Source organism: Serratia sp. CY55921 (assembly GCF_052167655.1).
Lineage (GTDB): Bacteria > Pseudomonadota > Gammaproteobacteria > Enterobacterales > Enterobacteriaceae > Serratia > Serratia ureilytica.
On sequence record NZ_JBJNMU010000003.1, the window covers coordinates 244,659 to 270,776 of the forward strand.

Here is a 26,118-nt window from a genome sequence, read left to right on the forward strand (position 1 = left end):
GCAGCGGAAATTAACGCTTGGAGAACTGCGGACGACGACGTGCTTTACGCAGACCGACTTTCTTACGTTCAACCTGACGAGCGTCACGGGTGACGAAGCCAGCTTTACGCAGTTCAGAACGCAGAGTCTCATCGTACTCCATCAGTGCACGGGTGATACCGTGACGGATGGCGCCAGCTTGACCGGAGATACCACCACCTTTAACGGTGATGTACAGATCCAGTTTGCCAACCATGTCGACCAGTTCCAGCGGCTGACGAACTACCATGCGGGCAGTTTCGCGACCGAAGTACTGTTCCAGGCTGCGCTGGTTGATAACGATGTTACCGTTGCCCGGCTTGATGAAGACGCGAGCGGCGGAGCTTTTGCGGCGACCAGTGCCGTAGTATTGATTTTCAGCCATTGCCATTAATCCCGATTAAATGTCCAGAACTTGCGGTTGCTGTGCCGCGTGATTGTGCTCGGTGCCCGCGTAAACTTTCAGTTTACGGAACATAGCACGACCCAGCGGGCCCTTTGGCAGCATGCCTTTAACCGCGATTTCAATCACGCGCTCAGGACGGCGGGCAATCATCTCTTCAAAGGTCGCTTGCTTGATACCACCGATGTGGCCGGTGTGGTGGTAGTACACTTTGTCTGTACGCTTGTTGCCGGTTACAGCAACTTTGTCAGCGTTCAGAACGATGATGTAATCACCGGTATCCACGTGCGGGGTGTATTCCGCTTTATGCTTGCCGCGCAGGCGACGAGCCAGTTCAGTAGCGAGACGGCCTAAAGTTTTACCATCTGCATCAACAACGTACCAGTCGCGTTTTACGGTTTCTGGTTTAGCTGTAAAAGTTTTCATTAGAAAGCTTACCCAATAATTAGTTACACGTTGGTGAACACCCAAACGCTCGAAAACAGTTGAGGCTCACACGACCATACAAGTCCAGCAAACCTACCCCTTCGAATAGCCATTGCCGGCACTATAAAGTTTTTGGGAAAAAAAACTTTGTTGTAACGTGGGGTCGCAAGATTATAGAGAAGTCGCTCACAAAGATCGAACGGTTTTTGAATGGAAAATAAATTTATCGCCGGCGGCGGACAACCGGCGATACGGCGGCGGCAAGCCCGGCAGACTCAGGGCAAATGCGGCAGCTTGAGGTACTCTTCGCTCTGCATTTCCTGCAGGCGCGACAGGCAGCGCTGGAATTCAAATTTCAGCTGCACCCCCTGATAGATCTCGAACATCGACGCTTCGGCGCCGATCACCAGCTTGATGTGCCGCTCGTAGAATTCGTCCACCAACGCCAGGAAACGGCGCGCGGTATTCTCTTTCAGCGGCCCCATCACCCGCACATTATACAGGATCACGCTGTGATACAGCCGCGACAGTGCGATGTAGTCCAGTTGGCTGCGCGCCTCTTCGCACAGCGTGTGGAAATCCACCGCCAGCACGCCGTCCACCGAACGGATAGCCTGCAGCGGCCGATGGTTGATCTGCAGCACCGGCGCGTCCTCCCCCGCCTTGCCCGCCAGCTTGACGAACATCCGATCCAACGTCTCGCGCGTCTGGTCACTCAGCGGCGTCAGGTAGAGGTGCGCCTGGGTCAGGGTACGCAGACGATAGTCGATGCCGGCGTCGACGTTCATCACGTCGCAGTACTCGTTGATCAGATCGATGGCCGGCAGGAAACGCGCCCGCTGCAGACCGTTGCGGTACAGATCGTCCGGCGGGATGTTCGACGTGGCCACCAGCGTAATGCCGCGCGCGAACAGCGCCTGCAGCAGCGTGGCCAGCAGCATGGCGTCGGTGATGTCGGACACGAAGAATTCGTCGAAACACAGCACGTCGGTCTCGGCCTTAAAGCCGTCGGCGACGATTTCCAGCGGGTTTTCCCGCCCCTGCAACTCGGTCAGTTCTTCATGCACCCGCAGCATGAAGCGGTGAAAGTGCAGACGCATTTTGCGATCGCCCGGCAAACTGTGGAAGAACATATCCATCAACCAGGTTTTGCCGCGCCCGACGCCGCCCCACATATACAGCCCCTGCACCGGGCGCTGCGGCGCCGTGTCGCCGCCCTTGCCCAGCAAGCGGCTGAGCTTACCGCGCAGCCCGCCGGCAGGCGCGCTCGCCGCCGGCTTTTGCAACAGAGCCTGATAAATGCGATCCAGTTGAGTGACGGCCCGGCGTTGAACCTCATCGGCCTGATATTCCCCCGCATCCAGCGCCTGCTGGTAGCGAGATAACGGTGATAGTGCCTGCATCTGTTCGATGTTCCCTAAGAACGCTTAGAAATTATTTAGCCAACGTTGGCGGCAAGTTGATGCCGATTCGCACCGTTATCGCCACAAATGCCCGCTGCGGGCGCCGCTGAAAACCCTGTAAAAATTAGGTGGAAGCGCATCAGGATTCCACTCGGACAAGGTTAACGGTTATAGTGGATATTATTAAGTGAAAAATCCCTGCGGAACAACGAAGTCAAAATAGGAGTCATCATGACCTGGGAGTATGCGCTGATTGGTTTGGTCGTCGGTATCGTGATTGGTGCGGTGGCGATGCGTTTTGGCAACCGTAAATTACGTCAACAACAAGTCCTGCAGAACGAGCTGGACAAGAGCAAAACCGAGCTGGAAGAGTACCGTCAGGAGCTGGTCGGCCACTTTGCCCGCAGCGCCGAGCTGCTGGACAACATGGCGCGCGATTATCGTCAGCTGTATCAGCACATGGCGAAAAGCTCGAACAACCTGCTGCCGGATCTGCCGATGCAGGAAAATCCGTTCCGCTATCGCCTGACCGAAGCGGAAGCAGACAACGATCAAGCGCCGGTGGAAATGCCGCGCGACTATTCGGAAGGCGCCTCCGGCCTGCTGCGCGGGCAAAGCGCGCGCCGCGACTGACCCCCTTCGCCCGCGGGGCCACCCGCGGGCTTCCTCCGTTTACCGTCTTGACCTTCCCTCGCATTACCTTTACTGAACTTTGCACGCAAATTCACGGTCTTACCCTTCACTATGACAAGGTGATTGCCTTATCATCAAATTTTCATCGGCAGGTATTGAGAGAGTTATCATCAATGAAGAAAAAGTCGTTAATTCTTAGTGCATTGGCAATGAGCCTCGGCCTGACGCTCAGCTCCGTACCGGTGGCCAACGCGGCCCTGCCCGTCGCCGTTCAGGGGCAGCCTCTGCCGAGCCTGGCGCCGATGCTGGAAAAAGTCTTGCCCGCCGTAGTGAGCGTGCATGTCGCCGGCACTCAGGTGCAGCGTCAACAACTGCCGGAAGAGTTCAGGCGCTTCTTCGGCCCTAACTTCCCCGGCCAGCAGCAAAGCTCCCGTCCGTTTGAAGGGCTGGGTTCCGGCGTTATCATCGACGCCGCCAAAGGCTATGTACTGACCAACAACCACGTCATCAACAACGCCGATAAAATCCGCGTGCAGTTGAACGACGGTCGCGAGCTGGACGCCAAGCTGGTCGGCCGCGATGAGCAATCCGACATCGCCCTGCTGCAGCTCAGCGACACCAAAAACCTGACCGCCATCAAGATGGCCGACTCCGATCAGCTGCGCGTCGGCGACTTTGCCGTCGCCGTCGGCAACCCGTTTGGCCTGGGCCAAACCGCCACTTCCGGCATTATCTCGGCGCTGGGCCGCTCCGGCCTGAATCTGGAAGGGCTGGAAAACTTCATTCAGACCGACGCCTCCATCAACCGCGGCAACTCCGGCGGCGCGCTGGTTAACCTGAACGGCGAGCTGATCGGCATCAATACCGCCATTTTGGCGCCGAGCGGCGGCAACGTCGGCATCGGCTTCGCCATTCCGAGCAATATGGCGCAGAACCTGAGCCAACAGCTGATTGAATTCGGCGAAGTGAAACGCGGCCTGCTGGGCATCAAGGGCAGCGAAATGACCCCGGATATGGCCAAAGCCTTCAACACCGACGCGCAGCGCGGCGCCTTCGTCAGCGAAGTGTTGCCGAAATCCGCCGCCGCCAAGGCCGGCATCAAGGCCGGGGACATTCTGGTTTCCGTCGACGGTAAACCGGTAAGCAGCTTCGCCGAGCTACGCGCCAAGGTGGGCACCACCGCGCCGGGCAAAACCCTCAAAGTGGGCCTGCTGCGCGACGGCAAACCGCAGGAAGTCTCGGTCACGCTGGACAATAGCGAGAGCGCCTCGACCAATGCCGAAACGCTGTCGCCGGCGCTGCAGGGTGTTTCCCTCAGCAACGGCGCGCTGCCGAGCGGCGACAAGGGCGTGAAGGTGGAGAACGTGGATAAAGGCTCGACGGCGGCGCAGATCGGCCTGCAGAAAGGCGACGTGATCATCGGCGTCAACCGTCAGCGCGTGGACAACATCACTACGCTGCGCAAAGTGCTGGAGGCCAAGCCACCGGTGATGGCGCTCAATATCGTACGCGGCAACGAAACCATTTATCTGCTGCTGCGTTAATTTGTGCAAAAACCGGGCTCGGTGACATACTGCGCCCGGTTAACTCATGCTATCCTCCGAACATCGTTCACCACACCACGAAAACTCCATGTTTGCTAAGCTCTTGCGTTCTGTCGTTATCGGTCTCATTGTTGCCGGCCTGCTGTTGGCCGCCCTGCCCATGCTGCGCTCTTCCAACGGCCTGTTTGCAGAGAAAACCGAGAATACCAGCGACGAAACGCCGGTGAGCTTTAATAAAGCGGTGCGCCGCGCCGCCCCCGCCGTGGTGAACATCTATAACCGCAACCTGAACGGCGCCGCCAACGTGCTGTCGCTCGGTTCCGGCGTGATCATGAATGAACGCGGCTATATCATTACCAACCGCCACGTGATCAAAGACGCTCAGCAGATCACCGTGGTGTTGCAGGATGGCCGTCGCTACGAAGCGCTGTTGGTCGGCTCCGACGGCCTGACCGATTTGGCGGTGCTGAAGATCGATCCCGGCAATTTACCGGTGATCCCGACCAATAAAAATCGCGTTGCCCACGTCGGCGACGTGGTGCTGGCAATCGGCAACCCCTATAACCTGGGGCAGACCGTCACTCAGGGCATCCTCAGCGCCACCGGGCGCATCAGTATGAGCACCACCGGCCGGCAGACGTTCCTGCAGACCGACGCCTCCATCAACCGCGGCAACTCCGGCGGCGCGCTGGTCAACTCGCTGGGCGAGCTGATCGGCATCAACACCCTGACCTATGACAAAATTACCGACGGCGAAACGCCGGAGGGCCTCGGCTTCGCCATTCCGATCGAACTGGCCACCAAAATCATGGACAAGCTGATCCGCGACGGCCGCGTCATCCGCGGCTATTTCGGCATTCAGGGCAAAGAGATCATTCCGCTGCGCTCGTCCAATTCCGGCATCGATCGCCTTCAAGGCATCATCGTGACCGAGATTACGCCAAACGGCCCGGCGAGCAACGCCGGCTTCCAGATCAACGACATCATCATCAACGTGGATAACAAACCGGCGGTGTCCGTGCTGGAGACCATGGATCAGGTGGCCGAGATCAGACCGGGCACTGAGATACCGGTTATCGTGCTGCGCGACGGCAAGCGCATTACGTTGAAAATGACGGTGGGTGAATTCCCGGAAGACAGCAATTAAAAAAGGGCCGGCATTGATTGCCGGCCCTTTGATTTTCTTCCTGCCGACGCAGCCGCGCCGGCGCTAATGACTTACTCGCCTTTCACGCGCTCGATGTTCGCACCCAGCGCGCGCAGCTTGTCTTCGATACGCTCATAGCCGCGATCGATGTGGTAGATGCGATCGACGACGGTCACGCCATCGGCGATGCAGCCGGCGATCACCAGGCTGGCGGAAGCGCGCAGATCGGTCGCCATTACCTGAGCGCCGGACAGCTGCTCAACGCCGTGGCAGATTACGGTGTTGCTCTCGATTTCCGCGTGCGCGCCCATGCGGATCAGTTCCGGCACGTGCATGAAGCGGTTTTCGAAGATGGTCTCGGTGATAACGCCGGTGCCTTCCGCCACCAGGTTCAACAGGCTGAACTGGGCCTGCATGTCGGTTGGGAAACCCGGGTGCGGCGCGGTGCGCACGGTGACCGCTTTCGGGCGTTTGCCGTGCATGTCCAGGCTGATCCAGTCTTCGCCCACGTCGATATCGGCACCGGCTTCGCGCAGCTTGGCCAGCACCGCATCCAGCGTATCAGGACGGGTGTTGCGGCACATCACTTTGCCACCGGAAACCGCGGCGGCGATCAGGAAGGTACCGGTCTCGATACGGTCAGGCAGCACGCGATACACGCCGCCGCCCAGACGCTCGACGCCCTCGATGGTGATCTTGTCGCTGCCTGCGCCGCTGATCTTCGCGCCCAGCGTATTGAGGAAGTTGGCGGTATCGACAATTTCCGGCTCACGCGCGGCGTTCTCGATAACGGTCGTGCCGGTCGCCAGGGTCGCGGCGCTCATGATGGTCACGGTCGCGCCCACGCTCACCTTGTCCATCACGATGTGCGCGCCTTTCAGACGGCCATCGACGGACGCCTTGACGTAACCTTCTTCCAGCTTGATCTCGGCCCCCAACTGCTCCAGGCCGGTGATGTGCAGATCGACCGGACGCGCGCCGATCGCGCAGCCGCCCGGCAGGGAAACCTGGCCGCGGCCGAAACGTGCCACCAGCGGCCCCAGCGCCCAGATGGAAGCGCGCATGGTTTTCACCAGATCGTAAGGCGCGCAAAACTCGTTCACGCCGCTGGCGTCCACGAAGACCGAACCGTTGCGCTCAATCTTGGTGCCCAACTGGCTGAGCAGTTTAATGGTGGTGTCGATGTCCTTCAGCTTGGGGACATTCTGCAGCTCGACCGGCTCTTCCGCCAACAGGGCGGCGAACAGGATCGGCAGGGCGGCGTTTTTGGCCCCGGAAATAGACACTTCACCGCTCAGGCGGGTCCGACCCTGCACACGAAATTTATCCATCTGACTACTCTCTGTTATCTAATCTGAAGCTGCCCGCCCGGCAGGGCAAACAGCCTTAAAATCCGTTGAGTTTGCGGTCTCGCTGCCACTCTTCAGGGGTGTACGCCTTGATAGACAAGGCATGAATGCGGTTGTCCGCAATGTATTCCATCAGCGGTGCGTAAACCGTCTGCTGTTTTTTGACGCGGCTCATGCCGGCGAACAGTTCGCCGACCACGATCGCTTGAAAATGGCTGCCGTCGCCCGTCACGTGCGCTTCATCCAGTGCCAATGCCTGCATCAGCACGTCTTTAATCTCGTTGGTTTCCATAGTATCCAGTTCTGCCGCTAAAGGATCATAAACAGCCTAGTATCTTAGTGGAATACGATGTTTTCTTAAACTAAAGAAAAAGCCCCTGCATAACAGGGGCTTTGTATCGTTTAACCACGCAAAGGCGGTGTAAAACGCCGCTAACCGGCGGTATCGACAGGCATTATCGCCTGCAGGTTGTAGAGCGCGATCAGCGTTTTCAGACGCTCGGTGACGCCGAAAATTTTTAGCGCGACGCCACGTTGGCGCTGCTCTTCCTGCAGATGCAGCAACAGCGCCAGCCCGGAGGAGTCCACGCGCTGCAGTTGCGCCACGTCGATCGCGGTTTTATCCGCCATCAGCGCGTCGCGCTGCCGCCACAACGGCAGCAGCGTTTCACGGTCCAGTTCACCGCGCAGGATCAGCGTCTGCTGCTCTGATTCGAAGCTGAGCGCTGCCGACATCAGTTTTTCTTGTCCAGCGAGATGGGCTGCGCGGCAGCGGCCTGCAGCTGTTTGGTCAGGCCGTCGATGCCCTGAGTACGCAGCGTAGACGCCCACTCGTTTTGCTTGGTGGTGATCATGCTGACGCCTTCGGCGATCATGTCATACGCCTGCCAGTAGCCGGTTTTGCTGTTCTTGCGCCATTGGAAATCCAGACGCACCGGCGGGCGGCCGCCGTTGTCGATGATGGTGACGCGAATGGCCACGATGTCGGCGTTGCCCAGCGGCTGTTCAGGCGCGATCTGGTAAGTCTGGCCGTGGTACATCGCCAGCGCCTGGCCGTAAGCCTGCTCCAGGTAAGCCTGGAAAGCGGTGAAGTAAGCTTCGCGCTGCGCAGGCGTCGCATCTTTGTAGTAACGGCCCAGCACCAGCGCGCCGGCGTATTTCACCTGCACGAACGGCATCAGTTCCTGATGCACGATGGAGCGCAGGTAGTTCGGGTCCTGCTTGATCTTCGGCTGTTCGTTCTTCAAACGGCTGAAGGTCTTCTGCGCCGCGTCTTGCATCATGCTGTAAGGATTGGTTTGGTCGGCTGCGCTCGCCAGCGGCGCAACCACCAGCAGAGCCACCATCAGTAAACGTTTAAACATGCAGGTATCCTCTCTTAATGATTTGGAACAGCGGGTTGCGGTGCAGCGCCGGCAGCCGGCTCAGCGGCCGCGTCTCCCGGTTTGGCGCTGTCCTGACCGCCGCTTTTATACAGGAACTGGCCGATCAGATCTTCCAGAACCATGGCTGATTTAGTGTCCTGGATGGTGCCGCCGTCTTTCAGAATGGTGGTGCCCATATCAGGATCTTCGAAGCCCACGTTAAGCGCCAGATATTGCTCGCCCAGCAGGCCGGAGGTGCGGATCGCCAGCGAGCTGGTATCCGGGATTTCGTCGTACTTTTTCTGGATATCGAGCGCCACGCGCGGCGTGTAGGTTTTCGGATCGAGTTCGATGTCCGCCACGCGGCCGATCACCACGCCGCCGATCTTCACCGGCGAACGCGGTTTCAGGCCGCCGATATTGTCGAACGTCGCGTAAACGCGGTAGGTCGGCTCGCTGCCGATCGATTTAAGGTTCGCCACCTGCAGGCAGATAAACACGATGGCGCACAGCGCGATCAGCATGAATGCCCCAACCCAGATTTCACTCTTCTTCGTTTGCATCGAATCAATTCCCAAACATCAGTGCGGTCAGCACGAAATCCAATCCCAACACCGCCAGTGACGAATGCACCACGGTACGCGTCGTCGCCCGGCTAATCCCTTCAGAGGTAGGCACGGCGTCATACCCGTTGAAAATGGCAATCCAGGTTACGGTAATGGCGAACACCACGCTCTTGATCAGGCAGTTGAGCAGATCTTTTTTCCACTCTACGGCGCCTTGCATCGCCGACCAGAAGAAGCCGCTGTCGATGCCTTTCCAATCCACGCCGACCACCGAGCCGCCCCAAATGCCGATCGCCACGAAGATGATGGTCAGCAGCGGCATGCTGATCATCCCCGCCCAGAAACGCGGCGCCACGATGCGCCGCAGCGGATCGACCGCCATCATTTCCAGGCTGGAGATCTGTTCCGTCGCCTTCATCAGGCCGATTTCCGCCGTGAGCGCGGAACCGGCGCGGCCGGCGAACAGCAGCGCCGTCACCACCGGCCCCAGCTCGCGCAGCAGCGACAGCGCCACCATCATGCCGAGGCTGGCTTCAGCGCTGTAGGTGGTAAGCACGATATACCCCTGCAGGCCCAGCACCATGCCGATAAACAGCCCGGAAACCATGATGATCAGCAGCGACTGCACGCCGACGCTGTAAAGCTGTTTCAACAACAGCGGCCACTGCTTGCCGGGTTCCGGCCGGCCAATCAATGCGTTGAACAGCATCAACCCGGCGCGGCCGAAGCTGGCGCTGGTGTTGATGCCACTGCGCCCCAGAGACGCTAACGCTCTTAATAACATGAGCTTATTTACTCCCTAAGCCTAGCAGTTCAGTCTGATAATCCCCGGCCGGATAGCGGAACGGCACCGGTCCATCCGCTATACCATCCAGGAACTGGCGCACGCGCGCATCAGGATTGTTCTGCAATTGCTGCGTGGTGCCTTCGGCAATCACCCGGTGATCGGCCACGATATAGGCGTAGTCGGCGATGCTCAGCACCTCCGGCACGTCGTGCGACACCACGATGCAGGTAATGCCCAGCGCATGGTTCAACTCGTCGATCAGCTTGACCAGCACCCCCATGGTGATCGGATCCTGGCCGACGAAAGGTTCGTCGAACATGATCATCTCCGGGTCCAGCGCGATCGCGCGCGCCAACGCCGCCCGGCGCGCCATGCCGCCGGAGAGTTCATTGGGCATCAGCTGCGCCGCACCGCGCAGCCCGACCGCTTCCAGCTTCATCAGCACCGTGCTGCGCAGCAGGGGCTCAGGCAGGTTGCTGTGCTCACGCAACGGGTAGGCCACGTTTTCGAATACGGTCAAATCGGTGAACAGCGCGCCCGACTGGAACAGCATGCTCATCTTTTTGCGCGCGTCGTACAACTGACGGCGGGACAATGCGGGAATGTTGTCGCCGTCAAACCAAATCTCCCCGCGGTCCGGCGTCAGCTGACCGCCGATCAGACGCAGCAGCGTGGTTTTGCCGATGCCCGACGGCCCCATGATCGCCGTGATCTTACCGCGAGGCACCGTCAGGTTGATGTCTTCAAATATCCGCCGGTCGCCGCGCGAGAAGCTCATGTCGCGCACTTCGACCAAATTATCTGCCTTTTGGAGCATGTTAATGGACCCTTTACGACTCATCTTTTGCAGAATCTACCCGTGATGTTAAAGCAATGGGCGCAATCCGTCTCATCTTTACAAAAACTTACTGCCATTTCGCAACCAATGATGCCATTGGTTTTACTTTTCCGCGCCACCCGGTCAAAATTGGCGCCATAACGAAAAAAAACGAAAGTGTTCAACAATTAGCCGGGAAAAACCGTTGCTGCGCTCAAGCGCACGCACCGGAGGGCAAGCAATACCGCCGCATTGACGGCTTTAACCAACGAACCGGGATAATACCCGACAAAGGACCCTGCATGTTTCTCGCAATAGCATTATTAATCGTTGGTTTATTTCTACTGGTGTATGGTGCAGACCGCTTAGTTTATGGTGCTGCCGTGATTTCCCGTTCGCTTGGCGTGCCGCCGTTGATCATCGGCATGACCATCGTCGGCATCGGCACTTCACTGCCGGAGCTGATCGTGTCCACCACCGCCGCGCTGAACGGGCAGATAGATATGGCCGTTGGCAACGTATTAGGTTCCAACATCACCAACATTTTATTGATCCTGGGCGTCGCAGCGCTGATTCACCCGCTGGCTGCACGATCGGAAATACTGCGGCGCGAACTGCCGCTGATGTTAGCGGTCACAGTATTGTGCGGTTTCGTGTTGATGGACGGCACCCTGAGCAGGCTGGACGGCGTGCTGCTGCTGACCGCCGCCGCCGGTTTCATCCTGCTGATGCTGAAAATCGCCCGGCTGGCGCAGCGCGAGGGCAGCGACAGCCTGACCATGGAGCAGATCGCCGAACTGCCGCAGGACAGCAGCAATACCGTAGCGGTGCTGTGGCTGGTGCTGGCGTTTATCATTCTGCCGCTCTCTTCCAGAATGGTGGTCGATAACGCGACGGTGATCGCGCACTATTTCGGCCTGAGCGAACTGGTGGTCGGCTTGACCATTATCGCCATCGGCACCAGCCTGCCCGAGCTGGCCACGTCCATCGCCGGAGCATTAAAGGGCGAAGATGATATGGCGATTGGCAATATCATCGGCTCCAATATTTTCAACACGGTGATCGTGCTGGGCGTCCCCGCCCTGCTGTCGCCGGGCAGCGTGGACGCCGCCGCCTTCCAGCGCGATTACTGGGTGATGCTGGCGGCCAGCGTGCTGCTGAGCGTGCTGTGCATCGGCCGCAAACACCGCATCGGCCACCTAGCCGGCGCGCTGTTATTATGCGGCTTTATTGCGTATCTTGCGGTGCTGTTCTTTAACCCTTTCAGTACTTTCGGCTAAACCGACGGGAATGAGTATGTCGAACATTGAGTTGCAACCGGGCTTCGATTTTCAACAGGCCGGCAAAGAAGTGCTTCAGATAGAGCGTGACGGGCTGGCTCAGCTCGACAGCTACATCAACGCAGACTTCACCCGCGCCTGCGAAACGATCGCCGCCTGCGGCGGCAAAGTAGTGGTGATGGGCATGGGCAAATCCGGCCATATCGGCTGCAAGATCGCCGCGACCTTCGCCAGCACCGGCACCCCCTCATTCTTCGTTCACCCGGCGGAAGCCAGCCATGGCGATTTGGGCATGGTCACTCCGCAGGATATCGTGCTCGCCATCTCCAACTCCGGTGAGTCCAGCGAGATCCTGGCGCTGATCCCAGTGTTGAAACGGCAGCGGATCACCCTCATCTGCATGACCAACAATCCGGAAAGTTCGATGGGCAAGGCGGCGGACATCCACCTGTGCATCAAGGTGCCGCAGGAGGCCTGCCCGCTGGGGCTGGCGCCGACCACCAGCACCACCGCCACGCTGGTGATGGGCGATGCGTTGGCCGTCGCGCTGCTGAAGGCGCGCGGTTTCACGCCGGAAGATTTCGCGCTGTCGCATCCGGGCGGCGCACTCGGCCGCAAGCTGCTGCTGCGGGTTAGCGATATCATGCACAGCGGCGACGAAATGCCCCACGTCAGCGCCGACGCCTCATTGCGCGACGCGCTGCTGGAAATCACCCGCAAAAATCTGGGTCTGACGGTGATCTGCGACGATCTGATGAAAATCGCCGGCATCTTTACCGATGGCGACCTGCGCCGGGTGTTCGATATGGGCATCAACCTGCACGAAGCCAAGATCGCCGATGTCATGACGCCGGGCGGCGTGCGGGTGCGTCCCAACCTCCTGGCGGTCGATGCGCTGAATCTGATGCAGCAACGCCACATCACCGCGTTGCTGGTTGCCGATGGCGACCAGTTGCTGGGTGTGGTACATATGCATGACATGCTGCGTGCCGGCGTCGTTTAATTAAGGAATAGAACGGAATGGGTATGGTAGAAACCTGCTACGGGCCGGTAGAACAAGAGGTTATGGCGCGTGCCGGGAACATCCGCCTGTTGATTTGCGATGTTGACGGCGTACTGTCGGACGGCCTGATCTTCATGGGCAACAACGGTGAAGAATTGAAGGCGTTCAACGTGCGCGACGGTTACGGCATCCGCTGTCTGAAAACCTCCGACATCGAGGTGGCGATCATTACCGGTCGCTCCGCCAAGCTGCTGGAAGACCGCGCGCAAACGCTCGGCATCACCCATCTGTATCAGGGGCAATCCGATAAGCTTTTGGCCTTCCGCGAACTGTTGGATAAACTGTCGTTAACGGCGGATCAGGTCGCCTATATCGGCGATGACCTGATCGACTGGCCGGTGATGGCGCAGGTGGGCCTGGCGGTCGCGGTCGCAGACGCTCATCCGCTGCTGACGCCGCGAGCCCACTACGTCACCCGCATTGCCGGCGGCCGCGGCGCGGTGCGCGAACTGTGCGACATCATTCTTTTGGCTCAAAATAAGCTGGAGGACGCCAAAGGGCTGTCGATATGAGTAAAACCAAACTTTGGATCACCATCCTGTTGACGGTGATCGTTCTGGCGCTGATCGGCTGGAACATGACGGACTTCAGCGACGATACGGCTCCTGGCCCGGCTAACGATCAGGATCCGACCTACCAGAGCCAGCACACGGTCACCGTGGTGTACAATCCGGCCGGTAAACTGAATTATAAGCTGGTGGCGGAAGACGCGAAGTATTACACCGCCGGCGAGCTGAGCTGGTTCACCCAGCCGGTGATGACGCTGTTCGACGAGAATGCGGTGGCCACCTGGTCAGTTCGCGCCGATCGCGCCAAACTGACGAAAGACCGGATGCTGTATCTGTATGGCCACGTCGAGGTAAACAGCCTGACCACCACCTCGCAGCTGGAAAAAATTAAGACGGACAACGCTCAGGTAAACCTGGTCACCCAGGACGTCACCTCCGATGACGAAGTCACGCTTTACGGGACCAATTTTACCTCTAACGGCATGAAAATGCGTGGGAACCTGCGGACCAAAACCGCTGAGCTGATTGATAAGGTTAAGACCAACTATGAAATCCAGAACCAAAAACCAACTCCGTAATCTGTTGATCGGCAGCTTAGTTTTGGCCGCCAGCGCCCCTGCTCTGGCGCTGAAATCCGACTCCAGCCAGCCGGTCAGCATCGACTCGCTCAAGCAGTCGTTGGATATGCAAAGCAACGTCAGCACCTTTACTGACAACGTGGTGATCAAACAGGGCACCATCGATATCCGCGCTGACAAGGTGGTGGTCACCCGTCCGGGCGGAGATCAGAATAAGACCTATATTGAAGCGTTCGGCAACCCGGTAACCTTCTACCAGATGCAGGACAGCGGCAAGCCGGTCAAAGGCCACGCGCAGAAAGTGCGTTACGACGTGGCGACCCAGCTGGTGACCCTGACGGGCAACGCCTATCTGGAGCAGCTCGACAGCAACGTGAAAGGCGATCGCATCACCTATCTGGTGCAACAGCAGCAAATGCAGGCGTTTAGCGACAAAGGCAAACGCGTGACAACGGTTCTGGTACCGTCGCAGTTGCAAGACAAAAACGGGCAAAAAAAGAGTAACTAATCACTTATGGCAACACTCATCGCAGAAAACCTGGCGAAAGCCTACAAGGGCCGTAAAGTTGTCGAAGACGTCAGCCTGAAAGTGAAATCCGGCGAGATCGTCGGCCTGCTCGGCCCGAACGGCGCCGGTAAAACCACCACCTTCTACATGGTGGTCGGCATTGTGCCGCGCGACGCCGGGCGCATCGTGATCGACGAGGAAGACATCAGCCTGTTGCCGCTGCACGCCCGTGCGCGCCGCGGCATCGGTTACCTGCCGCAGGAAGCGTCGATATTCCGCCGCCTGAGCGTGTACGACAACCTGATGGCGGTGTTGGAGATCCGTCCCGATCTCACCAGCGAACAGCGCGAAGACCGCGCCAAAGAGCTGATGGAAGAGTTCCATATCTCCCATCTGCGCGACAGCCTCGGCCAGGCGCTGTCCGGCGGTGAACGCCGCCGCGTCGAAATCGCCCGCGCGCTGGCGGCCAACCCGAAATTCATTCTGCTGGACGAACCCTTCGCCGGGGTGGATCCGATTTCCGTTATCGATATCAAGAAAATCATCGAGCACCTGCGTGACAGCGGCCTGGGCGTGCTGATCACCGACCACAACGTGCGCGAGACGCTGGACGTGTGTGAACGCGCCTACATCGTCAGCCAGGGCAAACTGATTGCCCACGGCACGCCGGATGCTATTCTGGCCGACGAGCAGGTTAAACGCGTTTATCTGGGCGAAGAGTTCCGCCTCTAAGCGCCGGCGCGTCCTGCGGGACGACACCGTTAACGGAAGTAGACAGAAAACTATGAAGCAAGGTTTGCAACTCAGGCTCAGCCAACAGCTGGCCATGACACCTCAGCTCCAGCAGGCGATCCGCCTGCTGCAGTTGTCCACGCTTGAGCTTCAGCAAGAGATCCAGCTGGCGCTGGAGAGCAATCCGCTGCTTGAACAGACCGATCTGCACGACGAAATCGACGCCAAAGAAACCCAGGAGACCGAGGGGCTCGATACCCGCGAGGCCTTGGAGCAGAAAGACATGCCGGAAGAGCTGCCTCTGGACGCCACCTGGGATGAAATCTATACCGCGGGCACGCCGTCCGGCACCGGCACCGACTACAGCGACGACGAGCTGCCGGTCTATCAGGGCGAGACCACCCAAACGCTGCAGGATTATCTGATGTGGCAGGTGGATCTGACGCCGTTTTCCGATACCGACGCCGCCATCGCCACTTCCATCGTCGACGCGGTGGATGACACCGGCTATCTCACCGTCCCGCTGGAAGACATTCTGGAAAGCCTGGGCGACGAGAACGTGACCCTCGAGGAAGTCGAGGCGGTGCTGAAGCGCGTGCAGCGTTTTGATCCGATCGGCGTCGCCGCGCGCGATCTGCGCGATTGCCTGCTGGTGCAGCTCTCCCAATACGCCAAAGATACGCCTTATCTGGCCGAAGCGCGGCTGATCATCAGCGAGCATCTGGATCTGTTGGCCAACCACGACTTTCGCAGCCTGATGCGATCAACCCGGCTAAAAGAAGATACACTGAAAGAAGCGATGCTGCTGATTCAGTCGCTCGATCCGCGCCCAGGGCAGTCGATCAATACCGGCGAATCGGAATACGTCATTCCGGACGTGCTGGTGCGCAAAACGCAGAACAAATGGACGGTCGAGCTCAACGGCGACAGCGTGCCGCGTTTGAAGATCAATCAGCAGTACGCCGCGCTGGGCAACAGCGCCCGCAGCGAAGCCGACGGCCAGTTCATCCGCAGCAACCTGCAGGAAGCCAAGTGGCTGATTAAAAGCCTGGAGAGCCGCAACGAGACGTTGCTGAAGGTCACCCGCTGCATCGTCAGCCAGCAGCAGGCGTTCTTCGAGCAAGGCGAAGAGTTTATGAAACCCATGGTGCTGGCGGATATCGCCCAGGCCGTGGAGATGCATGAATCGACGATCTCGCGCGTCACCACGCAGAAGTTTCTGCACAGCCCGCGCGGCATTTTCGAATTGAAATATTTCTTCTCCAGCCACGTGAATACCGACAGCGGCGGCGAAGCCTCCTCGACGGCGATCCGCGCGTTGGTGAAGAAATTGATTGCGGCGGAAAACCCCGCCAAACCACTCAGCGACAGCAAGCTGGCCACCCTGCTCGCCGATCAGGGGATCATCGTGGCCCGGCGCACCGTCGCCAAGTACCGAGAGTCTTTGTCCATCCCGCCGTCGAACCAGCGCAAACAGTTGGTTTGACCTCTATTGAGAAGGAAGACACTATGCAGCTCAACATTACCGGACACCACATCGAAATCACCGATCCGTTGCGCGAGTTCGTGAACAACAAGTTCGCCAAACTCGAACAGTATTTTGATCGCATCAATCAGGTGTATGTTGTATTAAGTGTGGAAAAAGTGCAGCAAATTGCGGAAGCAACGGTGCACGTGAATGGAGGCGAGTTGCACGCCACCTCGGAAGACGAGAATATGTATGCCGCAATTGATACGCTGATCGACAAATTGGCACGTCAATTGAACAAACATAAAGACAAATTGAAGCAACACTGACACCCTGACCCATTCCGTGAGGCGGCATCCGTCGCCGCCTCTCCCTTCGGCGCGTGACCCGCATGGGTGACGCGCCGAACGGTAATCAGGGTCAAAACCGACGAAAAACCGCCTTGCCGGGTTCGCCCGGCGGCGCGGTTTTAAGTGAAGATGAGATGAACAACGAATATATGCAATTAAGCTCGGTGTTAAACATCGAGTGCACCAAAAGCTCGGTACACTGCACCAGCAAGAAGCGGGCTTTGGAAATTATCAGCGAACTGGCCGCCAAACAGCTCAATCTGCCTTCGCAGGTGGTGTTTGACGCGGTTCTCACCCGGGAGCGCATGGGCAGCACCGGTATCGGCAACGGTATCGCCATTCCCCACGGCAAACTGGAAGAGGACACACTGCGGGCCGTTGGCGTGTTTATCCGTCTCGACCAACCCATCGCTTTCGACGCTATCGACAATCAGCCGGTCGATCTGCTGTTTGCGCTGCTGGTGCCTGCCGATCAGTGCAAAACCCATTTGCATACGCTGTCGCTGGTCGCCAAACGCCTGGCAGACAAAACCGTATGCCGCCGCCTGCGCGCCGCGCAGAGCGACGAAGAACTTTACCAAATCATCACCGAGTGATGCCCGGCCGGCGTGACTTCCAGCCCGGATAACGATACTGTTTTACGATGATGGATCCGGCTACGGCCGGAATAACAAAGTTTAACGGTGGCGATGAACGCCGCCGCGATGCCAGGGGAGTTGCCACATGGTGCTGATGATTGTCAGCGGCCGTTCCGGTTCCGGAAAATCCGTCGCCTTGCGGGCGCTGGAAGACATGGGTTTTTACTGCGTTGACAACCTGCCGGTGGTTCTGCTGCCGCAGCTCGCCAATACGCTGGCGGAACGCAATATCTCCGCGGCGGTCAGCATCGACGTGCGCAACATGCCGGAATCGCCGGAAGTGTTCGAATACGCGATGACTCAGCTGCCGGACAGCTTCTCGCCGCAGCTGCTGTTCCTCGACGCCGATCGCAACACGCTGATCCGCCGTTACAGCGACACCCGCCGCCTGCACCCGCTCTCCAGCAAAAACCTGTCGCTGGAAAGCGCGATCGACGAAGAGAGCGATCTGCTCGAACCGCTGCGCTCGCGGGCTGACCTGATTATCGACACCTCGGAAATGTCGGTGCACGAACTGGCCGAAATGCTGCGCACCCGCCTGCTCGGCAAGCGCGAGCGCGAACTGACGATGGTGTTCGAATCCTTCGGCTTCAAGCACGGTATTCCTATCGACGCCGACTACGTGTTCGACGTGCGCTTCCTGCCTAACCCGCACTGGGATCCGAAGCTGCGGCCGATGACCGGTCTGGACAAGCCGGTAGCGTCGTTCCTCGATCGCCATACCGAAGTGCATAACTTTATTTACCAGACCCGCAGCTATCTGGAACAGTGGCTGCCGATGCTGGAAACCAACAACCGCAGCTACCTGACGGTCGCCATCGGCTGTACCGGCGGCAAACACCGTTCGGTGTACGTGGCGGAACAGCTGGCCGATTACTTCCGCTCGCGCGGCAAGAACGTGCAATCGCGCCACCGCACGCTGGAAAAGCGCAAACAATGACGGTCAAACAGACGGTTGAAATCAAAAACAAGCTGGGCATGCACGCGCGCCCGGCGATGAAACTGTTCGAACTGGTGCAAAGCTTCGACGCCGAAGTGATGCTGCGCAACGAAAGCGGCACCGAAGCCGAAGCCAGCAGCGTCATCGCGCTGCTGATGCTGGACTCCGCCCAGGGTCGGCACATCGAAGTCGAAGCGACCGGCCCCGATGAAGTCAACGCGCTGGCGGCGGTGGTCGAGCTGTTCAACTCCGGGTTTGATGAAGATTAGTCGCTGTGACTCTTCCCATGCGTCGCCTCGGCGCATGTGTTGCCTCCGCCCCTCCCATAGTGTAGCCCTCCCGTTTCTCATTTTGCGAATCCGCTTCCAGAATCAGCCGTAACCGCCTGTAAATTCACGTCATGGATTTACCCCCACCACGGTAATCGCAATAGTGTGTAACGCAAAAACAGACAACAGGCGGATGTTTCCCCCACGCTTTGCTTGCGGGACAACAGAAAGTTTACAATTTGTGAACTTCACCGGCAGTCGCTATAATGTTCACCGGGTAGGAATCGAAGGAACGATGCATATCATTTCCAGGGAACCGTTCAATAACGCAACGAAGCAATATCCCAATGAAGCCACTGCTCTCGAGGCCATTTATAAAGCGTTGCGACGGGGTGAGTTCCGCACGCCGGACGAGTTAAAAGCGCTTTTTCCTTCGCTCGATCGTATGAAGTACAAAGAGAAATGGTGGGTCATTGACGTCGGCGGCAACCACCTGCGGATCTTGTTCTTTGCCAGCTTCGAGACACAGAAAGTCTTCATAAAGCATATCGTTAGCCACGCCGAATACGACAAGCTGATGCAGCACTATCGAAGGAGTTCGTCATGATTACAGATGCCATTAAGGCGGCCGATGCGCTACTGCGCGCCGTACCCTTATTGCAGGGCAGCCACGCTCAGCAAGACTACCGAGAAGCGCTCGAATTGGTGGAATATCTGCTGGAAAACGATGAACGCCATCCGCTGATTGACATGTTGGCAAAAAAAATCGCCGAATATGAAGACAACAGCGCCGAATTTACTGCATTCAACCAGCGTATCGCCCAACTCCCGCAGGGGGTGGCCGCGCTTCGCGTATTGATGGAACAGCACCAACTCAGCCAAAGTGATTTTGAACATGAGATCGGCAAAAAGTCGTTGGTCAACCAAATCCTGAACGGCAAAAGATCGCTGACCATTCCGCACATTATGGCGCTGGCCAAACGCTTCAATCTGCCCCCAGCCCTGTTCCTGCCGGAAGCGGATTAATTCCCCTCAACTCCGGCTCAGGCAGTCCAGCGCCACCGCCTTAAAACTGTCGAAGCTGTCGCTGCCCAGCAGGCGGCTCATTGAGCGTTCACGCACGAAGGTGACGAACAGCTCATAGATCGCCATCGCCTCTTCATAGTCGCTCTTGCTGATCGCCAGCAGGAAAATCACGTGCGCGACCTCGCCCTCGCCCCAGGCGACGCCCTGCGGCGCCAGTAGCGTCACCACCACGGTCTTTTTCGCCAGCAGCCCCAGCGAGTGCGGCAGCGCGATGCCTTCGCCCAGCAGCGTGGAGACGATCGCCTCGCGTTCGACCACCGACGGATAAAAGTCCGCGCCGACGTACCCTTCCCGCTCCAGCTGGCCGCACACCCGGCTGAACAGTTCCGCCTGCGTCAGCGGCTCGTTGAGCACCATGAAATGCTCGGCGTCGAAGAACTTCTCCAGCATGTACGGTCGGGTGCGATCCACCAGCACCAGTTTGCCCAGTTGCTCCAGCTGATAATCGGTCGGGAACGGCGACATCACCACTACCGGCTTGTTCTTTTCGCCGATGCGGGCGTTGGAAATCACGAAGTCTTCGTCGATGTGCGCGAGCATCTCATAATCGCGCAGCGAGACGATGCGCGTCATCACCAGCTGCGGGTACTTGCGCGCAATCTGCGCCTGGATCATGCGCACCGTCGAGTTGCCGGTGTCGCACACCAGCATCACCTGCGGGTGGCGTTCATAACCGATGTTGTAATGCCGCTCCAGCCCCACGCCGATGTGCAGCACCAGATAACCGATTTCGTTCTCGCTCAGCGTATAAGGCGTGTACTTGCCCCAGCTGGAGACCGCCGCCAGCGTCACGTCGTAAGCCATCGGATAGTGCTGCTTGATGTTGGCCAACAGCGGATTGGGGATGTTGATCTGGTATTTCACCCGCGTAATCATGGTCTTGATATGGGTAAGCAGATCGGCCCGCAGCTGCTCGTCGCCCTGCAGGTTGTAGTTATAGTGTGCGTTGATGTAGGAAAGAATGTAGTCCACCAGCGCTTCTTCATCGTCGGCGTTGATTTCGGTCGGCTGCACGTCCTGCACGCGGCGCGCGGCGATGTTGACCCGCAGATAGGCCTCTTCGGCCATCGAGATCTCTTTGCCGGAGGCCGCACGCAGCTCCGCCGCCAGGCGGGTCGACACCTGGCGCACCGCCTCGTCGCCGTCCTCCACCTCGAAGTCCGACAGCGGATAGCCATCGTTGATGCGCCGCAGCGCCACCGCACAGTAGAAAATCAGGTACTGCTCGCCCTCGTCGGTCAGACGAATGGCATATTGCGACAGCAGCGGGTGCAGCAATCCGGCGAACGCCGCCACCTGCGGCTGCAGCAGGATCTCGTTGTTGAGCAGCGGGTTCTCGGCGTCGGCCAACTGCAGCTGGAACAGCAGGTCGGTCAGGCAGGCGCGGATCGCCATCTCCGCACCGAACAGCTTCATGCCGTAACGCGGCTTGGTTTCGATCGTCAATTGATAGTGCGCCAGACGCTCTCTCACCTCAGCCATGTCGTTTTGCAGCGTGCCGCGGCTGACGAACCACTCGTCAGCCAGATCTTCCAGTTTGAGGGAGAAGGCTGAGGTCAAAAAACGCACCAGCAGATAATGCACCCGCTCCTGCGCGCTGCGCGGGGTGGCGTGTTTGCGGCGCTCCTGATGCTGCAGGGCGCTGAACAGCGCAGCATTATCGACCTGCAAACGATAGCCGGCCCCGCGGCTATGCACGAAGCGCGCGCCGTATTTGTCCAGGATCTCGTTCAGCGCGGTGATATCCGCCCGCACCGTGCGGGTAGACACGGCGAAACGCTTCGCCAGCTCATCCTGCGGCAAAGTCTCGGTTTGCAAAGCATCGAACAAGTAAGCCAAACGCGGGTAAGGAAATCGCACCATTCTGTGTCCGTCAATCAGGCGGCCCGCCCGGTGAACCGGGCGGGCCACGGGTTACTTCGGCGGCGGCAGGAACGCCATTTGCGAGGGGCTGCCGATCGGCAGATAGCCGCCCACAAAGCTGAGTTTGCCGTCCGTCGGGTTGACGCTGAAGCGGGTGACGTTATCGCTGCGCTGGTTCAACGCATACAGATAGCGGCCATCCGGGCTCAGCGCCAGCGAACGCGGATAATCGCCGCGCGTCCAGGTTTCCGCTACCGGTTTCAACTCACCGCCAGCGCCCACGCTGAACTGGGCAATGCTGTTATGCAGCCGGTTGGCGACGTACAGCGTGTCGCCGTTCTTGCTGAGCGCCAGCCCCGAAGCGAAGCTGGTGCCCTGATAGTCGGCGGGCAGCGCGGAAACCGCATGCAGTTGTTTCAGAGTACCTTTTTGGCGATCAAAACGGTAGCTGGTCAACGTCGAGGCCTCTTCGTTCACCAGCAGCACGGTTTCGCCGTCCGGATGGAACACAAAGTGACGCGGCCCCGCGCCGGCGGAAGAGGCGGCGATCCACGGCGGATCGTTCGGCGTCAGCCGGCCGCTCGCGGCGTCAAAGCGCCATTGGTAGATGCGATCCAACCCCAGATCGGTGGAGAACACGAACTTGCCGCTCGGATCGCTGGCGATCATATGGGCATGCGGGCCGTTGTGATCGCTGATGGCGAAGCTGCCGTTCACCGCTGCCGCCGGTTTGGCCGCGCCCGCCGGGCCCTGTTGCTGCTGCACCGAGCTGGCGGCGCCCAGGCTGCCGTCCGCTTCAATCGGGAAGACCGCCACGCTGCCGCTGACGTAGTTCGCTACCAGCAGATGCCTCCCGTCCGGCGTCGAGGTGAGATACACCGGCCCTGCCCCCTGCGAATCCACCTGGTTGAGCTGCGTCAGTGCGCCATCGGCCGGATTGACCCGGTAGGCGGTGATGCCGCCGTGCTTGCCGCCGTTGAAATCGGCCACTTCGCTGGCGACATACAGCGTCTTGCCGTCAGTGCTCAACGTCAGCTGCGCCGGATTCGGCACGTTGCTGACCAGCGTAACCTGGCTCAACGCGCCGCTGGCCGGATCGACCCGCACTCGGTAAACGCCTTCGCCGTTGGGATTGTAGGTGCCGATATAGGCAAAATGAGATGACGTGGAGTTCATTGCATCCTCAGCATGCAGCGCCGGGCCGGTCACGGCCAGCAGCGCCAGGAACAACGCGGCGCGTCGGGTTGGAGCCTGCCAGTTTCGCATAGTAGTCCTCAATATAGGTAACGGCGCGGCATGCCGCGCCACGGGAAAACCTTCGCCTCCCAGCGTTTACCTCATCCCATTACGCGTTCAACCCACCAGCTTTTTGGTCATCGCCAGCAGGGCTTTCACGTCCTGCGGACGCGTATCGCCGCTGGCGGCGTCGATGATCGAGCTGTAGATATGCGGGATCACGCGTTTCACGCCGGCCGCCAGCGCGATCTCGACGATCGGCTCAAAGTTCTCCAGATCGATACCGCCGGTCGGCTCCAGCATGAAGTCATGCTCGGCGCAGGCCTTGGCTACGTACTGGTACTCGTCCTTGCACTTCAGGCCGCCCATCGGGAAATACTTGATGGAGCTGCCGCCCATGTCTTTCAGCAGGGCGATGGCGGTTTCCACCGGCACGATGCCGTCCGGCGCCGCGGCGCTTAATGGGCCGGTAGAGATCTTCACCCAACCGACGCGGCCGGTCGGCGACACCAGGCCGTTGACCACGCTGTCGTTCTGGCCCAGCAGCGCGCGGCTGGCGCCGACGCCGGTGAACACCTGGTTAACGTGCTGCGGCTGCACCTGCTGAGCGATCAGGCTGACCATCGCCGACTGCTTCGGATCGCCGGCGCCCAGGCCGACCGAGAGCGCGTTTTCAATCAGGCGCGCATAGCGCAGCATGTCGGTCACCGCGCTGTCGACGTCCGGGTAGTTCTTGGAGAGCACGCCCACCAGCACATGGCCTTCCGCCGCAGCGTAGATGTCCTGCGCGTTGGCTTTGGAGCCGGCCAGCACGTTCAGGCAGACGCGGTCGCGATAGTAGTTAGGCTGCAGCTTCATGCTTGTTTCTCCGTAAACAGATTTTTGATACAGGTAAAGACGGTCATCAGTTGCCGCTCGTCGACGCTGCGCACGTCGACCTCAATCTTGCCTTCGTTGGCCTTGTAGCCGCGGAAGTAGATGGCGATATCGCCGGTTTTCAACGCCTGGACGATGTCATAGGTCGACCGCCCCAGCACCGCCTCATCAAAGGTGATCTCGGCGCGAGCGATATCGCGGCCGGCGCTGTCCCAGACGGTCTTGGCGCTGACGCCGGTCAGGGTGTTGAGGCTGTCGAGGAACGGCGTCATCCGCTCCACCATCTGTTGCCCGGTGGTTTTCTCAAGCGTCAGATAGCTTTCAATCGCCTGGGTCAGGCCGAGGATGCCCTCTTTGCCGACCTTCATCGCCCGGCCGATGCCGCCGGATTGCAATTTCACCCACTCGACGTACTGTTTCTTGCCGATCACGAGACCGCTGGTCGGCCCCTCGATGGCTTTGGCGCCGCTGTAGATCACCAGATCGGCCCCCATCTGGTAGTAACACATCAGATCTTCTTCCGCCGCGGCGTCGACGATCAGCGGCAGGTTATGCTTGCGCGCCACCACCGCCGCCTGTTCGACGGACAGAATGCTTTTCTGCACGCAGTGGTGCGATTTGACGTACAGGATCGCCGCAGTCTGCGGCGTGATGCAGGCTTCAATCTGCTCCGGCGAACATTCGTTGGCGTACCCCGCCTCCACCACCTTGCCGCCGCCCAGCGCCACCATGGTGTCCACCGGCGCGCCGAAGTTGACGTTGTGGCCGCGCGGCAGCACGATCTCGCGCGGCACGGCGATCGGCGCCGAATGCAGGTTCACCAGCAGATTGGCGTTATCTTTAACGATCACCGCCGCCACCGACTGGGCGATGCCCGCCGAGGCGCAGGAGACGATCACCGCATCTTCCACGTTGAGCAGATCGGCGATGTAGGCACCGGTCTTGTTGACCAGATCCTTGATTTCGAAATAGTGGTTCAGGCCGTAATCAACGGCGTCGATCACGTCCTGGCGCGGCGTGGAAACGCCGAGAATGGTCATACGGCCGGAGGTGTTGATCACCTGCTTCAAACCGTATTTTTCATAAATCGAAGACATGGCTTGCCTCCCCTTGTTCGGTTAATAGGATTTCCCCGGCCACCACCGCGGCCAGCGGCACCAGCAGCCGTTCGCCCTCGGCGGTTTGCCCTTCGGCGTCGGCGAACACCTGCGGTTCGCGGCGCAGCTCAAACAGCGTGAAATCGGCGTCATAGCCCGGCTCCAGCCGCCCTTTGCCGCTCAGCTGCAGCGCCGACGCGGCGTTCTCCGTCACGCAGGCGATCACCTGCGGCAGCGTCAGGCCGACGCTGAAGAATTTGGACATCACCGTCGCCAGGCTGTGCACCGGCCCGTTCATGCGGTTGCGGCAGTAAATATCGGAGCTGATGGTGTGCGGCAAAATGCCCAGTTTGATCGCCTGGCGCGCCACCTCGAAGCTGAAGCTGGCGGTGCCGTGCCCTACGTCGAGCAATACGCCGCGCCGCAGCGCGCGCTGGATAGACTCGCGCAGCGTGCCCGCCGGCGTCAGAATGCGGTTCGGTTTGCCGTTGTAGCAGTGGGTGATGATGTCGCCACGGGTCAGCAGATCGGCGATATCGTCCAGATCCGGCGGGTTGTTGCCGATATGCACCATCAGCGGCAGCCGACGGTTTTCCTGCTGGATCTCTTTGGCCAACACCAGCGGCCGGGTGCCGTTCTTGCCCACCACGCTGCTGCTCATGCGCGCCTTGATGCCGATGATGAAACCGGGATGGTTGGCGATGGCCTGGCCGGCCTCGCGCTTGTCGATGTCCGTCAACTCCGCCAGCTCGTTCTGCCGCAGCAGGCCGATGCGCGAGATATTGAGGAAGGCGAAAACGTTGGTTTTGGCGCTGCGCGTCAGCTGATAAAAGGCGTCGATATCGTCGGCACCGGCGCTGCCGGCATCGACCACGCTGGTGACGCCGCTGGCGATGCCGACCCGATCCGGCTCGTCATGGTAGATCGGCGATTCGGGATAGCAGTGCACGTGCGCATCGATCCAACCGGCGCTCAGGCGGCAGTTGCCCGCCAGATCCAGCTGGCGAACGACGCTGACATCCGCCGCCAATCGCCCCACCGAGGCTATTTTGCCGTCTTTCACCGCCAGATCGATCAGCGTATCGTCCGCCAGTCTGGCGCCTCTGATTACTAAGTCATACATACCGCATTGCTCCTGTTAGCCCGGGCGCCGCCGCAGTTTCGGGCG

31 protein-coding genes are annotated in these 26,118 nt (G+C 59.4%); 16 read left to right on the forward strand and 15 right to left on the reverse strand.

Translation table 11 applies throughout. The features are described 5' to 3' along the window. Positions 1–10 precede the first annotated feature (10 nt). The 3 genes from rpsI to zapE all read right to left on the reverse strand — a co-directional run bounded on the left by rpsI (position 11) and on the right by zapE (position 2,250). Positions 11–403, reverse strand: a complete 393-nt coding sequence (gene rpsI, locus ACJ8M3_RS17635) for a 30S ribosomal protein S9 (protein ID WP_004937080.1) — start codon at positions 401–403, stop codon at positions 11–13. A 15-nt stretch (positions 404–418) separates the two neighbouring features. Beyond that, the gene (gene rplM / locus ACJ8M3_RS17640; protein ID WP_004937079.1) at positions 419–847 is read right to left on the reverse strand and encodes a 50S ribosomal protein L13; all 429 of its coding nucleotides are present in this window, start codon (positions 845–847) and stop codon (positions 419–421) included. Between the two features lie 275 nt (positions 848–1,122). Beyond that, positions 1,123–2,250, reverse strand: coding sequence for a cell division protein ZapE (gene zapE / locus ACJ8M3_RS17645; RefSeq protein ID WP_033644501.1), 1,128 nt, complete (start codon positions 2,248–2,250; stop codon positions 1,123–1,125). 231 nt (positions 2,251–2,481) lie between these two features. Between zapE and zapG the strand changes: the two genes are divergently transcribed. From zapG to degS, 3 genes are all read left to right on the forward strand, one after another. Then, on the forward strand, positions 2,482–2,883 hold the full coding sequence (zapG, locus tag ACJ8M3_RS17650) for a Z-ring associated protein ZapG (RefSeq protein WP_004937074.1): 402 nt from the start codon (positions 2,482–2,484) through the stop codon (positions 2,881–2,883). Positions 2,884–3,056: 173 nt separating this feature from the next. Then, entirely contained in the window at positions 3,057–4,427 is a 1,371-nt protein-coding gene (gene degQ / locus ACJ8M3_RS17655) for a serine endoprotease DegQ (RefSeq protein ID WP_025304368.1), read from the forward strand. Between the two features lie 88 nt (positions 4,428–4,515). Next, entirely contained in the window at positions 4,516–5,574 is a 1,059-nt protein-coding gene (gene degS, locus ACJ8M3_RS17660) for an outer membrane-stress sensor serine endopeptidase DegS (RefSeq protein WP_103101399.1), read from the forward strand. Positions 5,575–5,645: 71 nt separating this feature from the next. On the opposite strand, the gene murA is transcribed toward degS, so the two are convergent. The 7 genes from murA to mlaF form a co-directional block, all read right to left on the reverse strand. Next, the gene (gene murA / locus ACJ8M3_RS17665) at positions 5,646–6,905 is read right to left on the reverse strand and encodes a UDP-N-acetylglucosamine 1-carboxyvinyltransferase (protein WP_089195222.1); all 1,260 of its coding nucleotides are present in this window, start codon (positions 6,903–6,905) and stop codon (positions 5,646–5,648) included. Between the two features lie 55 nt (positions 6,906–6,960). Then, positions 6,961–7,215 (reverse strand): BolA family iron metabolism protein IbaG, encoded by a 255-nt coding sequence (gene ibaG, locus ACJ8M3_RS17670; protein ID WP_025304370.1) that lies wholly within the window; start codon positions 7,213–7,215, stop codon positions 6,961–6,963. Between the two features lie 140 nt (positions 7,216–7,355). After that, positions 7,356–7,658 (reverse strand): lipid asymmetry maintenance protein MlaB, encoded by a 303-nt coding sequence (gene mlaB / locus ACJ8M3_RS17675; RefSeq protein WP_033644499.1) that lies wholly within the window; start codon positions 7,656–7,658, stop codon positions 7,356–7,358. Further along, on the reverse strand, positions 7,658–8,287 hold the full coding sequence (gene mlaC / locus ACJ8M3_RS17680; protein WP_033644498.1) for a phospholipid-binding protein MlaC: 630 nt from the start codon (positions 8,285–8,287) through the stop codon (positions 7,658–7,660). The genes mlaB and mlaC overlap by 1 nt, the downstream gene beginning before the upstream one ends. Positions 8,288–8,301: 14 nt before the next feature. Continuing rightward, positions 8,302–8,850: an outer membrane lipid asymmetry maintenance protein MlaD gene (mlaD, locus tag ACJ8M3_RS17685; RefSeq protein ID WP_033644497.1), complete on the reverse strand. Its 549-nt coding sequence runs from the start codon at positions 8,848–8,850 to the stop codon at positions 8,302–8,304. 4 nt (positions 8,851–8,854) lie between these two features. Then, positions 8,855–9,637, reverse strand: a complete 783-nt coding sequence (gene mlaE, locus ACJ8M3_RS17690; protein WP_033644495.1) for a lipid asymmetry maintenance ABC transporter permease subunit MlaE — start codon at positions 9,635–9,637, stop codon at positions 8,855–8,857. A gap of 4 nt (positions 9,638–9,641) precedes the next feature. Further along, entirely contained in the window at positions 9,642–10,457 is an 816-nt protein-coding gene (gene mlaF / locus ACJ8M3_RS17695; RefSeq protein ID WP_033644494.1) for a phospholipid ABC transporter ATP-binding protein MlaF, read from the reverse strand. Positions 10,458–10,759: 302 nt separating this feature from the next. On the opposite strand from mlaF, the gene ACJ8M3_RS17700 reads away from it, so the two are divergent. From ACJ8M3_RS17700 to ACJ8M3_RS17760, 13 genes are all read left to right on the forward strand, one after another. Beyond that, a complete protein-coding gene (locus ACJ8M3_RS17700; RefSeq protein WP_033644493.1) occupies positions 10,760–11,737 on the forward strand; it encodes a calcium/sodium antiporter in 978 nt (325 codons plus the stop codon). Positions 11,738–11,753: 16 nt separating this feature from the next. Next, complete coding sequence (gene kdsD, locus ACJ8M3_RS17705) at positions 11,754–12,740, forward strand: arabinose-5-phosphate isomerase KdsD (protein ID WP_033644492.1); 987 nt, start codon at positions 11,754–11,756, stop codon at positions 12,738–12,740. A 17-nt stretch (positions 12,741–12,757) separates the two neighbouring features. Next, positions 12,758–13,312, forward strand: a complete 555-nt coding sequence (gene kdsC, locus ACJ8M3_RS17710; RefSeq protein ID WP_021505108.1) for a 3-deoxy-manno-octulosonate-8-phosphatase KdsC — start codon at positions 12,758–12,760, stop codon at positions 13,310–13,312. Continuing rightward, positions 13,309–13,887: an LPS export ABC transporter periplasmic protein LptC gene (lptC, locus tag ACJ8M3_RS17715; protein WP_033644491.1), complete on the forward strand. Its 579-nt coding sequence runs from the start codon at positions 13,309–13,311 to the stop codon at positions 13,885–13,887. The genes kdsC and lptC overlap by 4 nt, the downstream gene beginning before the upstream one ends. Beyond that, complete coding sequence (lptA, locus tag ACJ8M3_RS17720; RefSeq protein ID WP_025160121.1) at positions 13,856–14,395, forward strand: lipopolysaccharide ABC transporter substrate-binding protein LptA; 540 nt, start codon at positions 13,856–13,858, stop codon at positions 14,393–14,395. The genes lptC and lptA overlap by 32 nt, the downstream gene beginning before the upstream one ends. A 6-nt stretch (positions 14,396–14,401) precedes the next feature. Further along, positions 14,402–15,127 (forward strand): LPS export ABC transporter ATP-binding protein, encoded by a 726-nt coding sequence (lptB, locus tag ACJ8M3_RS17725; RefSeq protein ID WP_004937040.1) that lies wholly within the window; start codon positions 14,402–14,404, stop codon positions 15,125–15,127. Positions 15,128–15,179: 52 nt separating this feature from the next. Then, positions 15,180–16,613 (forward strand): RNA polymerase factor sigma-54, encoded by a 1,434-nt coding sequence (gene rpoN, locus ACJ8M3_RS17730; RefSeq protein WP_043141961.1) that lies wholly within the window; start codon positions 15,180–15,182, stop codon positions 16,611–16,613. 23 nt (positions 16,614–16,636) lie between these two features. Then, a complete protein-coding gene (hpf, locus tag ACJ8M3_RS17735) occupies positions 16,637–16,924 on the forward strand; it encodes a ribosome hibernation promoting factor (RefSeq protein ID WP_004937038.1) in 288 nt (95 codons plus the stop codon). Positions 16,925–17,079: 155 nt separating this feature from the next. Continuing rightward, positions 17,080–17,541, forward strand: a complete 462-nt coding sequence (ptsN, locus tag ACJ8M3_RS17740; RefSeq protein ID WP_016930212.1) for a PTS IIA-like nitrogen regulatory protein PtsN — start codon at positions 17,080–17,082, stop codon at positions 17,539–17,541. A 127-nt stretch (positions 17,542–17,668) separates the two neighbouring features. Next, positions 17,669–18,523: an RNase adapter RapZ gene (gene rapZ / locus ACJ8M3_RS17745; RefSeq protein WP_015379177.1), complete on the forward strand. Its 855-nt coding sequence runs from the start codon at positions 17,669–17,671 to the stop codon at positions 18,521–18,523. After that, positions 18,520–18,792, forward strand: coding sequence for a PTS phosphocarrier protein NPr (npr, locus tag ACJ8M3_RS17750; RefSeq protein WP_004937034.1), 273 nt, complete (start codon positions 18,520–18,522; stop codon positions 18,790–18,792). The genes rapZ and npr overlap by 4 nt, the downstream gene beginning before the upstream one ends. A 295-nt stretch (positions 18,793–19,087) precedes the next feature. Next, on the forward strand, positions 19,088–19,399 hold the full coding sequence (locus ACJ8M3_RS17755) for a type II toxin-antitoxin system HigB family toxin (RefSeq protein ID WP_004937033.1): 312 nt from the start codon (positions 19,088–19,090) through the stop codon (positions 19,397–19,399). After that, the gene (locus tag ACJ8M3_RS17760) at positions 19,396–19,818 is read left to right on the forward strand and encodes a helix-turn-helix domain-containing protein (RefSeq protein ID WP_033644489.1); all 423 of its coding nucleotides are present in this window, start codon (positions 19,396–19,398) and stop codon (positions 19,816–19,818) included. The genes ACJ8M3_RS17755 and ACJ8M3_RS17760 overlap by 4 nt, the downstream gene beginning before the upstream one ends. A gap of 6 nt (positions 19,819–19,824) precedes the next feature. Here the strand turns inward: ACJ8M3_RS17760 and ACJ8M3_RS17765 are convergent, their stop codons facing one another. The 5 genes from ACJ8M3_RS17765 to ACJ8M3_RS17785 form a co-directional block, all read right to left on the reverse strand. Beyond that, positions 19,825–21,741 (reverse strand): BglG family transcription antiterminator, encoded by a 1,917-nt coding sequence (locus ACJ8M3_RS17765; protein ID WP_033644486.1) that lies wholly within the window; start codon positions 21,739–21,741, stop codon positions 19,825–19,827. A 51-nt stretch (positions 21,742–21,792) separates the two neighbouring features. After that, positions 21,793–23,007: a lactonase family protein gene (locus ACJ8M3_RS17770; protein ID WP_046687876.1), complete on the reverse strand. Its 1,215-nt coding sequence runs from the start codon at positions 23,005–23,007 to the stop codon at positions 21,793–21,795. Positions 23,008–23,094: 87 nt separating this feature from the next. Next, positions 23,095–23,835, reverse strand: coding sequence for a 2-dehydro-3-deoxy-phosphogluconate aldolase (dagF, locus tag ACJ8M3_RS17775; protein WP_046687877.1), 741 nt, complete (start codon positions 23,833–23,835; stop codon positions 23,095–23,097). After that, complete coding sequence (locus tag ACJ8M3_RS17780) at positions 23,832–24,950, reverse strand: DgaE family pyridoxal phosphate-dependent ammonia lyase (RefSeq protein WP_033644482.1); 1,119 nt, start codon at positions 24,948–24,950, stop codon at positions 23,832–23,834. Before ACJ8M3_RS17780 ends, dagF begins: the two co-directional genes overlap by 4 nt. Beyond that, positions 24,934–26,073, reverse strand: coding sequence for an amidohydrolase/deacetylase family metallohydrolase (locus tag ACJ8M3_RS17785; protein ID WP_072626911.1), 1,140 nt, complete (start codon positions 26,071–26,073; stop codon positions 24,934–24,936). The genes ACJ8M3_RS17780 and ACJ8M3_RS17785 overlap by 17 nt, the downstream gene beginning before the upstream one ends. Between the last annotated feature and the right edge of the window lie 45 nt (positions 26,074–26,118).